15 protein-coding genes are annotated in these 14,044 nt (G+C 69.8%); 5 read left to right on the top strand and 10 right to left on the bottom strand.

All coding sequences use genetic code 11. The features are described 5' to 3' along the window. Nucleotides 1–218 precede the first annotated feature (218 nt). Nucleotides 219–545 carry an STAS domain-containing protein gene (locus tag ACGFNU_RS47405; RefSeq protein WP_392603463.1) on the top strand — a complete coding sequence of 109 codons (327 nt, stop codon included), beginning with the start codon at nucleotides 219–221 and terminating at the stop codon, nucleotides 543–545. Here ACGFNU_RS47405 and cydC read toward each other — a convergent pair. The 4 genes from cydC to ACGFNU_RS47425 are packed head-to-tail and all read right to left on the bottom strand — an operon-like array spanning nucleotide 452 to nucleotide 6,749. After that, nucleotides 452–2,545 (bottom strand): thiol reductant ABC exporter subunit CydC, encoded by a 2,094-nt coding sequence (gene cydC / locus ACGFNU_RS47410; RefSeq protein WP_392603336.1) that lies wholly within the window; start codon nucleotides 2,543–2,545, stop codon nucleotides 452–454. The two genes, ACGFNU_RS47405 and cydC, sit on opposite strands and share 94 nt — an antisense overlap. Then, nucleotides 2,542–4,233, bottom strand: coding sequence for a thiol reductant ABC exporter subunit CydD (gene cydD, locus ACGFNU_RS47415; RefSeq protein WP_392603337.1), 1,692 nt, complete (start codon nucleotides 4,231–4,233; stop codon nucleotides 2,542–2,544). Before cydD ends, cydC begins: the two co-directional genes overlap by 4 nt. Beyond that, nucleotides 4,230–5,345 carry a cytochrome d ubiquinol oxidase subunit II gene (gene cydB, locus ACGFNU_RS47420; RefSeq protein WP_392603338.1) on the bottom strand — a complete coding sequence of 372 codons (1,116 nt, stop codon included), beginning with the start codon at nucleotides 5,343–5,345 and terminating at the stop codon, nucleotides 4,230–4,232. The genes cydD and cydB overlap by 4 nt, the downstream gene beginning before the upstream one ends. A 15-nt stretch (nucleotides 5,346–5,360) precedes the next feature. Continuing rightward, nucleotides 5,361–6,749, bottom strand: coding sequence for a cytochrome ubiquinol oxidase subunit I (locus ACGFNU_RS47425; protein WP_392603339.1), 1,389 nt, complete (start codon nucleotides 6,747–6,749; stop codon nucleotides 5,361–5,363). Nucleotides 6,750–6,969: 220 nt separating this feature from the next. On the opposite strand from ACGFNU_RS47425, the gene ACGFNU_RS47430 reads away from it, so the two are divergent. Both ACGFNU_RS47430 and ACGFNU_RS47435 read left to right on the top strand, forming a co-directional pair. Then, nucleotides 6,970–7,407: a pyridoxamine 5'-phosphate oxidase family protein gene (locus tag ACGFNU_RS47430; protein WP_392603340.1), complete on the top strand. Its 438-nt coding sequence runs from the start codon at nucleotides 6,970–6,972 to the stop codon at nucleotides 7,405–7,407. A gap of 139 nt (nucleotides 7,408–7,546) precedes the next feature. After that, entirely contained in the window at nucleotides 7,547–8,266 is a 720-nt protein-coding gene (locus ACGFNU_RS47435) for a DUF6544 family protein (protein ID WP_392603341.1), read from the top strand. A gap of 59 nt (nucleotides 8,267–8,325) precedes the next feature. On the opposite strand, the gene ACGFNU_RS47440 is transcribed toward ACGFNU_RS47435, so the two are convergent. The 6 genes from ACGFNU_RS47440 to ACGFNU_RS47465 all read right to left on the bottom strand — a co-directional run bounded on the left by ACGFNU_RS47440 (nucleotide 8,326) and on the right by ACGFNU_RS47465 (nucleotide 11,888). Next, nucleotides 8,326–9,297 (bottom strand): Acg family FMN-binding oxidoreductase, encoded by a 972-nt coding sequence (locus tag ACGFNU_RS47440; protein WP_392603342.1) that lies wholly within the window; start codon nucleotides 9,295–9,297, stop codon nucleotides 8,326–8,328. A 161-nt stretch (nucleotides 9,298–9,458) separates the two neighbouring features. Beyond that, nucleotides 9,459–9,623 carry a hypothetical protein gene (locus ACGFNU_RS47445; RefSeq protein ID WP_392603343.1) on the bottom strand — a complete coding sequence of 55 codons (165 nt, stop codon included), beginning with the start codon at nucleotides 9,621–9,623 and terminating at the stop codon, nucleotides 9,459–9,461. Between the two features lie 17 nt (nucleotides 9,624–9,640). Further along, nucleotides 9,641–10,846, bottom strand: a complete 1,206-nt coding sequence (locus ACGFNU_RS47450) for an NAD(P)/FAD-dependent oxidoreductase (protein ID WP_392603344.1) — start codon at nucleotides 10,844–10,846, stop codon at nucleotides 9,641–9,643. Nucleotides 10,847–11,047: 201 nt separating this feature from the next. Beyond that, on the bottom strand, nucleotides 11,048–11,419 hold the full coding sequence (locus tag ACGFNU_RS47455; RefSeq protein WP_392603345.1) for a type II CAAX prenyl endopeptidase Rce1 family protein: 372 nt from the start codon (nucleotides 11,417–11,419) through the stop codon (nucleotides 11,048–11,050). Then, nucleotides 11,374–11,679 carry a hypothetical protein gene (locus tag ACGFNU_RS47460; RefSeq protein WP_392603346.1) on the bottom strand — a complete coding sequence of 102 codons (306 nt, stop codon included), beginning with the start codon at nucleotides 11,677–11,679 and terminating at the stop codon, nucleotides 11,374–11,376. The genes ACGFNU_RS47455 and ACGFNU_RS47460 overlap by 46 nt, the downstream gene beginning before the upstream one ends. 8 nt (nucleotides 11,680–11,687) lie before the next feature. Beyond that, nucleotides 11,688–11,888, bottom strand: a complete 201-nt coding sequence (locus ACGFNU_RS47465; protein ID WP_392603347.1) for a DUF1918 domain-containing protein — start codon at nucleotides 11,886–11,888, stop codon at nucleotides 11,688–11,690. A 215-nt stretch (nucleotides 11,889–12,103) separates the two neighbouring features. Between ACGFNU_RS47465 and ACGFNU_RS47470 the strand changes: the two genes are divergently transcribed. Together ACGFNU_RS47470 and gap are read left to right on the top strand one after the other, a co-directional pair. Beyond that, on the top strand, nucleotides 12,104–12,814 hold the full coding sequence (locus tag ACGFNU_RS47470; RefSeq protein WP_392603348.1) for a CBS domain-containing protein: 711 nt from the start codon (nucleotides 12,104–12,106) through the stop codon (nucleotides 12,812–12,814). Nucleotides 12,815–12,862: 48 nt separating this feature from the next. Beyond that, nucleotides 12,863–13,855, top strand: a complete 993-nt coding sequence (gene gap, locus ACGFNU_RS47475) for a type I glyceraldehyde-3-phosphate dehydrogenase (protein ID WP_392603349.1) — start codon at nucleotides 12,863–12,865, stop codon at nucleotides 13,853–13,855. Nucleotides 13,856–14,044 lie beyond the last annotated feature (189 nt).

Consider the following 14,044-nt stretch of genomic DNA (forward strand, 5'->3'; position numbering starts at 1 on the left):
ATGCCAGCTCCCATCCCGCTGGAACGACCACAGACCCATCAGTGGAGGAATGGGGGACCTTCGGCTCTAGGGAGCACGCTCACCGAGCGGAAAGCTCAGGTGTTGCAGATATGAGGTCCATGAGGCGAGAGGGCGGCATGATGAGCTTCACAACGTCTTCCATGGCGAGTCGACGACCATTCGAGGCGTCCACAGACGTCCTCGCTGGTTCGGTGGCGATGCTCTCGGCCCGTGGCGAACTCGACCTTGCCACCGCAGGCTCGTTCCGCGACCTGCTAGTGGAAACGATCGGTAAGGGTTGCCCGAACGTCGTGGTCGACATGTCCGGTGTCACCTTCTGTGACTCCCAGGGCCTCAGCGCTCTCCTCGCCGGGGGCGCAGCATGCCGAGGCCATGGATGGCGGGCTCACCCTTCTCGATCTGCATCCGCGAGTGGCGAAGGTCCTCCGCCTTACTGGGCTCGACCAGAGGCTGCGCCTTGCCGCGACTCCGAACCCACACGCAGGCCATTGAGGTCACCGGTTTTGTCAGAACGATCGCCGTAGAGGCGCGATCCGGCCTCTGTGACGTGGTCGGCTGGATCCGACATCCAGCATGACCGTGTAGGACCGCAGCAGGCACCGTCGGCCGTTCTGCCATCTGCGTTCATTCGACGATCGCCGCTTGGCATTGTCCTTCTCCTTGCTGATCCGCTCCTTCGGATGATCACCAGTTCGGAGCTCCAGCATCGGCCTGGCCGCTCGGTGATGAGCGGATGGAGGTCACCGGTCGGTGGAGGGTTCCCGGCCTGCGGCGTTCGACTGCCGGAGGTACAGGTCGTGGTAGAGCCCGGGGCGTCGCAGGAGGTCGGCGTGGGTGCCGCGCTGAATGGTCCGGCCGTGGTCGAGGACGATGATCTCGTCAGCGTGGTCGAGCCCGTGAGGTCGTGGGTGATCAGCAGGACGGCGCGGTTCTGACCGGGGCTGAGCAGGTCGGCGGTCAGTTCGGCCCGGGTGTGCGGGTCCAGGTGTGCGGTGGGTTCGTCGAGGATGAGCACGGGTGGGTCTGCGAGCAAGGCGCGGGCGAGGGCCAGGCGCTGCCGTTCGCCTCCTGACATGGCGGCGCCGTGCACGCCGACGAGGGTGTCCCAGCCGTCCGGGAGGGTCTGGATCCAGGGCAGGAGGCGCGCGCGGGCGGCGGCCTGGTTGAGCTCTCGGTCGATGGCATGGGGTTTGGCCAGTTTCAGGTTTTCGCGGATCGTGGTGTCGAACACGTGCGGGTCCTGCGGGCATCCGCCGATGACCCGTCGGACGTCGTCGGAACGGTAGGCGGTCAGGTCGCGGTCGTTGAGGGTCGCGCTGCCGCCGTCGGACGCGAGGAAACGCAGGAGGAGCGCGGCGACCGTGCTCTTGCCCGCGCCGCTGGGGCCCACGAGCACGACGCGGCGTCCCGGGCGGAGGTCGAGGGTGAAATCGTCCAGAGCGAGGGGACCTTGCGGCTCGTACCGCGCGCTGACGCCGCGCATGCGCACATGGACAGGCCGGTCGGGCGCAGGAAGTGGCCGAGCTGGTTCCGAGACGGGGTCGGGTGTGTCCAGGAGCGAGGTGATGCGGCCCGCCGCGGCCCGGGTGCGAGCGAGCTGGACGGCTGCGGCGGGCAAGGTGCTTACGGTCTCGAATGCGGCCAGCGCGGTCAGGACGAGGACGGCGAGGGGAACCCGTCCGAGCGTGCCGTTCTTGACCGCCGCGACGCCGAGCAGCAGGACGCCCCAGAGCGTAAGGCCGGTGGCCAGTGTGCCGAGACCGCTGCCGAGTGCCTCGACGAAGGCGGCCCGCCTGGTGCGGGCGGTGAGTTCGGCGTCGGCTCGGGCGACCGCGGTGAGAGCGGCTTCCTGTGCGCCGAAGGCGTGCAGGTCGGCCGCGCCTGAGAGGGCGTCGGTGACGCGGGTGGCGAGTTCGCCTCGGACGGAGGCGGCGCGGGCGGTGGAACGGCCCGCGAGCACGGCCGACCCGAGGGGCACCAGGGCACCGGCGATCAGGAGGCCGAGGGCGAGTACGCCGGCGGCCGGGGCGAGCAGGAAGGCGCACGCCGTCGCCGCGCCCGCTCCGGCGAGGGCGGCTGCCGCGGTGGGGATCAGGCCGCGTACGACCAGGTCCTGGGTGGCGTCGACGTCTGAGACCAGGCGGGTGAGCAGGTCGCCGGAACGGTATTCGCGCAGTCCGGCGGGGGCCAGGCGCGCCAGCCGCCGGTAGATCCGCACCCGTGCGTCGCCGAGCATCCGGAAGGCGACGTCGTGCCCGGTGAGCCGTTCGGCGTAGCGCAGGACGCCGCGGCTGACGCCGAGCGCGCGGACGGCGACCACGGCGATCGTCAGCGCGGTCACCGGAGGGTGCTCGGCGGCTCTGGCGATGAGGAAACCGGAGGCCGCGAGCAGGGCGACGCCCGCGCCGGTCGTTGCGGCGCCGGCGAGCACGGCCAGCGCCAGTCTGCCCCGCATCGGTCCGGCGAGGGCGATCAGGCGCAGCATCGGGTGGCGGCCGCGGGCGGTGACGGTCTGGATGGTCATGGCGTTCCGCTTCCGATCATGGCCGGGGTCCTGCGTTCGGTGAGGCGGCCGGCGTCGAGCTCGATCACCCGGTCGGCCGCCGCGGTCCAGGCGTGGTCGTGGGTGGCGAGGACGACCGTGCGGCCGGCCATGAGCCGTTCCACGGTGTGCCTGATCGCGTCGGCGTTCTCGGCGTCGAGGGTGGCCGTCGGCTCGTCCAGCAGCAGCAGCGGCGCATCGCGCAGGAACGCTCGGGCCAAAGCGACCCGTTGCCGTTGTCCGCTGGACAGCCGCGTCCCGCGCTCCCCCAGGTCGGTCTGGTAGCCGTCCGGCAGCGCTTCGACGAACTCCGCGGCACCGGCCAGAGACGCGGCTTGGCGGACGGCGTCGTCGTCGGCTCCGGGGTCGCCGAGCCTGATGTTGTCGGCGACGGTTCCCGCGAAGAGGTAGGGATTCTGCGGCACCCAGGCGATGTTCCTCCGCCACTCCTCGACGGGGACGCCGGTGAAGCTCGTGTGCCCCGAGGCCGGTTCGGCGAAGCGGAGCAGCAGCCCGAGGAGCGTGCTCTTCCCAGCGCCGCTCGCGCCCATGACCACGACATGCTCGCCGGACGCCACCGACAGCGACACGTTCTCCAGCGCCGGTGCGTCACGGCCCGGGAAAGCGACGGAGACGTTCTTCAGTGAGAAGCCGTCAGAGGCGACGTCGTGCGCAGATCCCTGCGGTGCCGGGGCCGGCGGCACCGCCTTGTCCGGCACCGGGGTTTCGAGCACCTCGAAGACGCGTCCGGCTGCGGTGACGCCCTCCATGCTGGCGTGGAACTGAGCGCCGACGTTGCGCAGCGGCAGGTAGGCCTCGGGGGCGAGCAGCAACACCAGCAGCGCCGTCTCGTACGGAAGCCCGCCGCCCAGCAGCCGCAGGCCCACCTCGACGGCGACCAGCGCCACCGCCAGGGTCGCCAGGAGCTCCAGGACCAGCGCGGACAGGAACGCCACCCGCAGCGTCCGCATGGTCGCCCGCCGGTGCGCGTCGGTCACGTCCTTGATCAGCGACGCCTGCGCCGCCGCCCTGTTGAAGATCTTGAGCGTGGGCAGGCCCGCGACGACATCGAGGAAATGGCCGCCGAGGCGCTCCAGCAGCGCCCATTGCCGCTCGGTCCGCGCCCGCGTGTGCAGGCCCACCAGGATCATGAAGACCGGTATGAGCGGCAGCGTCGCCGCGATGACTCCCGCCGACAGCGGATCGGCGCCCGACACAATGGCCAGGACCGCGATCGGGACGAGGACGGCGAGCACGAGCTGGGGCAGAAAGCGGGCGAAGTAGGCGTCGAGGGCGTCCAGGCCGCGGGTAGCGAGCGTGACGATCTCGCCGGGACGCCGCGCCGCGAGCCATCCCGGGCCGAGCCGCAGCGTGTGCTCGACCAGGCGGCCGCGCAGCTGCGACTTGACCGTCGCCGCCGCCCGGAGGGCCAGTGCCTCCCCCGCCGCGACCGTCAGCGCGCGCATCACAACGACACCGAGCAGCGCGGCCAGCGGAAGGCCGAGGGCCTCGACGCCCGCGCCACCGAAGGCACCGGCGAGCAGATGAGCGAGCAGCACCGCCTGGGCGAGCACCAGCCCCGTCGTGATGAGCCCCATGATCGCCGCGCCCGCGAGGTGGACGCGCGCGCCGCTCGCATGGCGCAGCAGCCGGGGGTCGACGGGCTTCACTTCCCGTCCCCCGACCCGGTGCGGCCGTCGGCGGCATCGTCGGCGACACGGCCCTGCCCGCTCCGGACTCGCCCCCGCCGGGCCTTGGCCGGCAGCCCTGCCGGAGCGGCGATGGAGTCGCGGGTCAGCCGCTTGCGGAAGACCCAGTAGCTCCACGCCTGGTAAGCCAGCACCACGGGGGTGAAGACCACGGCCACCCAGGTCATGACGGTGAGGGTGTAGGAGGTGGACGCGGCGTTGTGCACCGTGAGGCTGAACGCGGGGTCGGTGGTGGAGGGCATCACCGCGGGCCACAGGTCGCCGAAGAGCGTGGCGACCGTCGCGACGATGGCCAGCGCGGTGCCGGTGAACGCCCAGCCCTCGCGGCCGCGCACCGCCGCCACGCAGCCGCCGACCAGTGCCGCCGCGGCGACCGCGGCGACGGGCCACGTGCCGGCCTTGCCGTGATCGACTTGAGTCAGCAGCAGGAACACCGCCGCCGTGACGGCCACAGGCAGCCAGATCCGATTGATGAGCGCGCGGGCCCTCCAGCGGACCTCGCCCTCGGACTTCAGGGCCAGGAAGACCGCGCCGTGCAGCGTGAAGACCGCCAGCGTGGTCAGCCCGCCGAGCAGGCCGTAGGGGTTGAGAAGGGTGAACAAGTTTCCGGTGTAGTGGTGCCCGGCGTCGATCGGGACCCCGCGCACGATGTTGGCGAACGCCACGCCCCACAGGAACGCCGGGACCACCGAGCCCCAGAAGATCGCACGGTCCCAGTTGCGGCGCCACCGGTCATCGTCGATCTTTCCCCGGTATTCGAACGCGAGGCCGCGCACGATCAGGGCGACGAGGATCAGCAGCAGCGGCAGGTAGAAGCCGCTGAACAGCGTGGCGTACCACTCGGGGAAGGCGGCGAACGTGGCGCCGCCCGCCACCAGCAGCCACACCTCGTTGCCGTCCCACACCGGCCCGATCGTGTTGATCATGACGCGGCGGTCGGTCTCACCGTGCGGATCCCGGCGGGGCGCCAGCACCGGCAGCAGCACCCCGACCCCGAAGTCGAAGCCTTCGAGAACGAAGTAGCCGGTCCAGAGCACGGCGATAAGCAGGAACCAGATGGTGGTGAGTTCCATGGAAGGGTCTCCGGATCAGTACGAGAAGGCGGGCATGGGCTCGTCGTCGCGGGGCGTCTGGTCCTCCGGCGGCGGCCCCTGCCGCGCGTACCGGACCATGAGCGTCCCGGCCACCACCGCCAGCGCCGCGTACAGCAGGGTGAACACCGTGAGCGAGGTGATGACGCTCGCGCTGCCGACGGTCGGTGAGACGCCGTCACGGGTCTGCAGCACTCCGGCGACCACCCAGGGCTGCCGCCCCATCTCGGTGAAGATCCAACCCATGGAGTTGGCCAGGAACGGCAGCGCGATCGCGGCGACCGCCATCCGCGGGAACCAGCGTCCGGCCGGGAAACGGCCGCGGCGCGTCAGCCAGAGCCCGCCCAAAGCCAGCAGCGTGGCGAGAAGACCGAACCCGATCATCAGCCGGAAGCTCCAGTAGGTCACGGGAATGACCGGCTTGTAACTGCCGGGCCCGTACAGCTGCTCGTACTGGCGCTGGACGTCGTTGATGCCCTCCACCGTTCCGTCCGGGTCGGCCGTCGCCATGAACGACAGCAGGTGCGGAACCCGCACACTCCACAGTTCGCTGCCGCCGTCCAGCGAGCCGATCGTGAACAGCGAGAACGACGCGGGCCCGGAGGTCTCGTAGAGCGCCTCGGCGGCGGCCATCTTCATCGGCTGCTGCTCGGTCATGACGCGGGCCTGGATGTCGCCCGACACGGTGACGCCGATCGCGGCGAGGAGCGAGACGACCAGCCCGAGGCGCAGCGCCGGCCGGAACACCTCGGCATCCCGGCGGCGGGCCAGGTGCCAGGCGCTGACACCGATGAGGAACATCCCGCCGGTGATGAACGCGCCGAAGATGACGTGCGGGTAGGTGATCAGCGCGGTCGAGTTGGTCAGGACCTTCCAGATGCTGGTGAGCTCGGCCCGCCGTGTCTCGGGGTTGATCCGGTAGCCGACGGGGTGCTGCATCCAGGAGTTGGCCGCCAGGATGAAATAGGCCGAGACGTTGGTGCCGATCGCCGCCAGCCAGATGGTGGCCAGGTGCAGCCGGGGCGACAGCTTGTCCCAGCCGAAGATCCACAAGCCGAGGAACGTCGACTCCAGGAAGAAGGCCAGCAGCCCCTCCATCGCCAGCGGCGCCCCGAACACATCACCCACGAACCGCGAATAGTCCGACCAGTTCATGCCGAACTGGAACTCCTGCACGATCCCGGTCACCACACCGATCGCAAAGTTGATCAGCAGCAGCTTCCCGAAGAACTTGGTCATCCGCAGGTAGGCCGGCTTCTTCTTGACGTGCCAGGCGGTCTGCATGCCCGCCACCAGAATCGACAGCCCGATGGTCAGCGGCACGAAGATGAAGTGGTAGACCGTCGTGATCCCGAACTGCCACCGCGCCAGATCCAACGCGTTCACGAACTCTCCCATCGCAGTGGTGGACCTCAGTGAAGCCTCCCTCACCGGCCCGCCCGAAGATCAGGCCCATACGGCCCCACCACCTGGGACTTAAGTCCCGAGAACCGACCTCCGTGCGGCCGAAGGTCCGCAGCGCTCCGGGACCTTCACGCACGTACGGCACGGCCCGCCAGGACGTTCGCCTCTGCCGGGCGCATCGGACTAGGCGGACCCTGGAGGTATGAAGATCGATGGGAACGGGCTGGAGGTGCTCGGCGACGCCGAATGCCTCGCCCTGATGCAGACCATGCCGATCGGGCGCGTGGTATTCACCGAACAAGCGCTGCCCGCCGTCCAACCGGTCAACTTCGTCCCCGACGGGAACTCCGTCGTCATCCGCACCGCGCCCGGATCCAAACTCGCCGCCGCCACCCGCGGCGCCATCGTCGCCTTCGAAACCGACGACTACGACCCCGAGACCGGCACCGGCTGGTCCGTCACCGCGATCGGCCAAGCCCGCGTCGTACGCGACCCCGCAGAGCTCGCCCGGCTGTCCCGCCTGCCGCTGCAGCCCTGGTCACCCGAGCCGAAAGACCACTTCATCCGCATCCCCTGCGACCGGCTCACCGGGCGCCGGATCATCCCGGTCACTCCCGGCAGCGACGGGCGAGCGGCCTGACCGCTGCGCCCGCGCCGTTCGAAGGGCGAGTGGGCACGAGCATCGAGAATCTCGGAGGCACGCAATGAGAACGGTCCTCTCCCCGGATACCGCTCCCAGCCCCGCGCCGAACCTGACCGACCGAGCCAAGCGAGACTGGATGCGCCTTGAGGCGCCCACCGGCCCAGTGCCCCTCTTCACGCCCGCGCGCGTACAGCATCTTCCGCCGCCGGCGCGCCGCTGGCTCATCCACGCCATCCAGCCGGACACCCCGCTGCTCACCACGACCAGGCTGAGCATGCACGGCCGGATCCGCATCGGCGCCTGGTGGAGGTTCCAGGCCGAGCAGATCCTGAGGCCTCCCACGGGCTTCGTCTGGGCCGCGACCACCCACCTGGCCGGCGTGCCGGTCACGGGATTCGACCGCTACACCGACGGAGCCGGACAGATGCGCTGGCGGCTGCTGGGCGCACTACCGCTGATCTCCGCCGCAGGCCCCGACACCACCCGCAGCGCCGCAGGCAGACTCGCCGCCGAGTTCGTTCTCTCCCCGGCATCGGCGCTGGCGCCCTGGATCACCTGGGAGCCAATCGACGACCATCAAGCGCTCGCACGCGTGACCATCGGCCCCCGCACCCACCTGGTGACGGTGACGGTCGCCGCTTCCGGAGCGCTCACCTCGGTGTCCCTCCCCCGCTGGGGAAACCCGGACGGACATGCCCACCGCCAGCACACCTTCGGCGTGAAGGTCTACTCGGAGACGACCTTCGACGGCTTCACCATTCCCTCCTACGCCACCGCGGGATGGTGGCACGGCACCGATCGGTGGGCGGACGGACAGTTCATCCGCTTCCGCGTCGACCACGCCTCCTTCAGGTAGGACGCTGAGCCGGGATGACGCCACCGGCGACAGGCCGGTCCCCGCTCAGGTTCCCCCGCTCAGGCCGTTTCAAAGACCGCGGTGACGGGACGGCGAGGCGCGGAGGGGGCGGGTGGGCCATAGCCGAAGCGGATGATGATCTGCAGGTGCGACCCGGTGCGCTGGCCGGGTCTGGGCCGGCGCATGTCCTTCACATCCACGGGCTGACTGAACAGGGACGTCGCCACACCGTGCGCGGTAGCGGTCAGCAGGACCCGTTGCAGGGCCTGACCCGCCGCGAGCCACGATCTCGGATCATCGCCGTGAGCGACCAGAGCCGCCAGTTGCGGACGGCGCTCAAACCGGGCGCCGGGGCGCGGCGAATGCCACCAGTCCAGCCCGAAGTCGCGCATGGGGAGCTCGCCCGGGCCCGGCCGGGGCCCGAAGGCATAGCGCGGCACTCCGTCGAGACGGTGCCGGTCGGCCGTCCACCGGTCGAGTTCGGAGCGGTACTCCGGGTCGGAGACGAGCTCTTTCTCGGCGTCCCGAACGACCTCCAGGACGGCGGAGGCCACATCGCGCTCGATCTGCCACAACTGCGCGTTCTCCGACTCCGCCGCTGCGATCATCTGTTTGACGACGTCGTCCGGAACCTGCCGCTCCTGGAACGGCTGCCGGTTGCTCCGGCGCCGGGCGATCGCCGCGTACAGGCTGCTTTCGCCGGACGACACGAAGGCCGGTTCTGCCGCACGGACTTCGGCCAGCAGCATCCCGTCGCCGTGCTCGCCACCCGCGACGAGCGTCACCTCGGGCGTGGCTCCGGCGGAGGCCAGCGCCAGCCGCACGTTCAGGAGCGCCGCCCCGCAGCTCACCACCATCGCCCGTCCACGCGGATCCATGACCGGCAACCGTCGCCGGCCGTCGGCGTGGAGTTCCAGGACGCCGTCACGCAGCACGAACCGCCAGGGCTGGGTGTTGTGCACCGAGGGCGCGAGCACCGCCGCAGTGATCACCCGGCGCACCAGTTCGGGCCTGTGCAGGGGGTTCGACATGGGCACCTCCGAGTTCGATACCCGTAGCCTTTCTCGCCCAGAGCGCCCTGCAGCAGAGACCTTCGTCCCGAAGGCACCTGCGAGACGTCCTTCGTCAGCCCGGCTGTGAACGGCGCGTGAACGGTCAAGACCCCAAAGGCGGCATCGGGCGCAGGCACGGGTCAGGCGAGGGCGAGAACGGTCAGGACCATCCGGGCCGTCCGACCGCCCTCCAGTTCGGCGATCGAAAGGGCGGTGGTTCCGCAGACGTACATCCGGGCCGGGCTGATCAGCGGCAGCGCCGCACCGCCGATCCGCGGGGCCGGGACGGGGCGGTCGTGGCTCATCGGCGCCTCCTGCGCTATCAGGGCAAGCGGACGTAGCCGTTGCGGGACTTCCAGAGGAAGTACTTCTCGAAGGCCAGCTTGGCGGCGTGCGCCTGGGGCCCTGGGATGAGCACGCCCGCCTTGCGCGGCGGCAGCATGCGGTCTGCGAGGATCATGACGCCGTTGTTGCCCGCGTCCATGACGCAGACGGCGGGGATCTCCCCGAAGCCCTTGTGGCGCGTCTGCTCGCGGCCGCGGATGCGGGCGGCGATGTTGTCCGCCGCGACCCGGGCCTGCACCTCGGTCGGGAAGCCGGTCTTGGGAACACCGACGGGGATCGCGGTCGTCCACGGGACTGTCACCGCCGCGGCGACGCCGACCGCGTAGACGTCGGGGTGGACGATCGACTGGTAGGTGTCGTGGACGGCCACGAAGCCCTTCTCGTCCGCCAGGCCCGGTGTCGCGGCGACGACCTCCTGCCCGAGGAACGGCGGGATGATCATCGCATAGGCGAAGTCGATCCTGCCGCCGTCCGACAGCGCCAGCTTGCCGGGCGTGGCCTCCTCCATCGCCGTCCCGGTGACCGCCTGGATGCCCTCCTTCTTGAGGAACATCTTCAGCAGCCGCTCGCCGCCCGGCAGCCCGCCGATGCCGAAGTGCCCGAGGAAGGGCTCGGCCGTCACGTACGTCAGCGGCACACGCTTGTTCAGCCCGGCCTTCTTCAGCTGGTAGGCGGTGTTGAACAGGAACTCGTACGCGGCGCCGAAACAGCCCGCACCCTGCGTCGCGCCGATCACCACCGGGCCGGGATCGTCCAGGAACGCGCGCCAGCCCTCACCGGCCTCGGCGGCCGTCTCCAGCGTCGTGATGGTGTGGACGCCGTTGCCGGGCTCCAGACCGGGCAGGACGTCCATGTCGTTGCGGTAGCCGGTCGCGATGACGAGATAGTCGTAGCCGTAGGTTCCCGCCGTCGTGACGACCCGCTTGATCCCCGGATCGATCGACGTGGCCGCGGCGTGGACGAATTCGACGCCGTGCCGGTCGAACGTCGGCTCCAGCGGGAAGGTGATGTCGGCCTCGGCGCGCTTGCCGAACGGCACCCAGATCAGCGACGGGTTGAACAGGAAGCGGTCGGACGCCGACATGACCGTGACGTCCACGTCACCGTCCAGCCCGTGCTTGACGGCCAGGGCTGCGGTTAGACCACCAAAGTTCCCTCCCAGTACGAGCACTTTCTTGCGCATCGTCATCACCTTCTCCGGCTGGTCCGCACTTCCATCCTCGCGAGGGCTGCGCGAAGGCGTCATGTGCGAAGGTCACGCGCTGCCGGGACGTTCGGCCTTGAACCCCCTGCGGTCGGGAGGGACGAGCTCGCTGCCCGTTGGCCACGGAGACGGGCGGCGATAGCTCGTCACTTCCGTGCGAGGCTCAGCTCCCGGTGGTGTTCAGCCTGCCCATGCCTCGAAGGCTCCGCTCATCATGCCGATCAGGAATCCGACCAGCGTGGCGGGGCTGAAGCCCCGGAAGGACTCGACGACCCAGAACAACGGAAGGTGCCATAGAGCCCACACCCCTGCCACCACGATGGTCGCGGGCATCGGTGCCATGCGTTCCTGGACGCGGGACTGCAGGAAGCCGCGCCAGCCGGTCTCCTCGCCGAGCCCGGTTATCAGGACGAGCACTGCGACACCCACGGCACCGCTGAGAGCTGGAAAACCATTCACCCGCCCCAACTCGACCGCCGCCGGCCAGTCACCGGTGACGGTCCCTCTCACGGCGTAGGCCGCGACTGCAAGCGCGAGCGGGCTGAGCACCACCGCCCACCATGAGCGACCATCCGCCAGGAGACCATGCTGCGCGCCAGCGTGACCAGTCCGAGCCGGCCGTCCACAGCGGACGCCACGAGCAGAGCGGCCAGCATCGGTCCGAGCAGGCCCGGCAGGTGGGTCGGGCTCGCCCCCGTCACCACGACGTGCCCGCCCAGCGCCAGCGGAAGCCACCAGACCCAGCTGAGGGCATAGGCGACCACGACGAACGTGACGATGGGGCGCCGGCTGGACGTCTCCTCCCGACGCACCGCAAGCCTCACGAAGGTTTGTCGGCGAGGTGTTCGATGACGGCGTCGGACGAGGGGAAGAACAGGCTCTCGTGGCCATCGTCGTCCCATCGCACCACGTACGGCGGTGCTCCGTCCTTACCGTGCACTTCGATGATCTCGGCTTTGCGATCGGGCTCGCCCAAGCAATGCGACTTGATGACGAGCTGATCGCCTGCTTCCGCATGCATCAGAATCCTCCCGGGTCGTTGGCCTGGACTTTCATCGTCACGCGTGCGGATGCCCCTGCCCAGGGCCGAACGTCCGTCCCGGCATGCGTCCCCCTCCTCGGATCGAAGCGTGGACAAGGGACCTTGGTCCCGCTCTCAAGGGACTTCGAGCGCTGGTCGCGGGTGCGCGTCCGGCAGACGCTGTGATCGAAGCCCGCAGCGAACAGGAGGCTCCGATGTCGCGGTCGACGGTGAGAGAGTTCATGACCGACGAGGTCGTGACGGCACGCCCGGACACGTCCTTTCGTGAACTGGTCGAGAAACTCGAAGAGCGGCAGATCAGCGGTCTGCCGGTCGTCGATGACGAGAGCCACGTGCTGGGCGTCGTATCGGAGATCGACCTCCTGAAGAAGGAGGCGGCCCAGCCCCTGGCCGCTGAGACGCGAAGGGTGGCCAGGCCACCGTGGCGGACCAGGCACGGGCGGCTGGAGCAGGCACGTGCCGACGGCCGCACGGCCGGAGAGGTGATGAGCACTCCCCCGGTGACCGTCGGCCCGGAGACGAAGGTCGTCGAAGCGGCGCGGCTGCTCACGCGACACGGCTACAAGCGGCTCCCGGTCGTGGACGACGCGGGCCGGCTGATCGGCATCGTCAGCCGTGCCGATCTGCTGCGCGTCTACCTCAGACCCGATACCGCGATCCGCGACGAGGTCATCGGAGAAGTGATCGTCCGAAGCCTCTGGCAGGACCCCGACAAGGTCGACGTCGAGGTCGACGACGGCGAGGTGACCCTGCGCGGGCGGGTCGAGCAGTCCAGTCTCGTCCCGATCGCCGAGAAGCTGACCGCCGCGATCGACGGCGTCGTCGACGTGCGCAACGAGCTGGCCTTCGAACGCGACGACTCCGCCGACAAACTCGACCCGCAGACCCTGCGGCACTGGCGATGACCCCCTGCCCCGCCGATCGGCGGGTGCGATCCCCACTCAGGAGAAGAAATGACATCCGCTGTAGGCATCAACGGCTTCGGCCGTATCGGCCGCAACTACCTGCGCCTGGCCCTGGAACGCGGTCAGCACGTTGCTGCGATCAACGACATCACCGACACCGCCACTCTCGCGCACCTGCTGATGTACGACTCCACCTACGGACGGCTCGACCAGGCCGTGGAGCACGACGACACCGCGCTGATCATCGGTGGAAACCGCATCCCGGTGACCTCCCACGCCGATCCCGCCGACCTGGACTGGTGCGCGCACGGCGCCGAGATCGTCATCGAGTCCACCGGCCGCTTCCGGCGCCGCGACGACGCCGCGGCGCACCTCAAGGCCGGCGCGCACCGGGTGATCATCTCCGCGCCCGGCAAGGACGCCGACGCCACCATCGTCATGGGCGTCAACGAGGGGATCTTCGACCCGCAGCGCCACATGATCATCTCCAACGCCTCATGCACCACCAACTGCGTCGCCCCCATGGCCAAGGTGCTCCACGACGCGTTCGGCGTCGCTAAGGGATACATGACCACCATCCACGGCTACACCAACGACCAGAACCTCCTCGACTCCCCCCACAAAGACCTGCACCGCGCCCGCTCCGCCGCCGTCAACCTCATCCCCACCAGCACCGGCGCCGCCCGCTCCGTCGGCGTCGTGATCCCCGAGCTGGCCGGCCGGTTCGACGGCATGGCGCTGCGCGTGCCGGTCGAGGACGGCTCCCTGGTCGACCTCGCCTGCCTGCTGGAACGCCCCGCCTCCACCGACGAGATCAATGAAGCCTTCGCCAGCGCCGCATCCGGGCCACTGAGCGGGATCGTCCGCTACAACACCCACCCGATCGTGTCCCGCGACATCATCCGCGACCCCGCCTCCTGCGTCTTCGACGCCCCGCTCACCCAGTCCAGCGGCGACCTGGTGAAGATCTTCGGCTGGTACGACAACGAATGGAGCTACACCTGCCGGCTCGCCGACCTCATCGACCACATCACCGCCTAGCCGCGTCACGCTACCGGCCCTCCGCACCGCTCCGGCGGCGCGGGGGGCTTTCGCACGCTCCGGAGCGATGGAGATCTCGAGGGACTTTCGTCTTCGCGATCAGGGACTTCAGGCCGCTGGTGGCCCCTCCCGTAGTGCTGGAGGCTTCGAGCACAGTGTTCGAAGGCGCAGAGAGGCACGGCCATGCAG

It is taken from the genome of Spirillospora sp. NPDC048911 (assembly GCF_043198015.1).
In the GTDB taxonomy this organism is placed as follows: Bacteria; Actinomycetota; Actinomycetes; order Streptosporangiales; family Streptosporangiaceae; genus Spirillospora.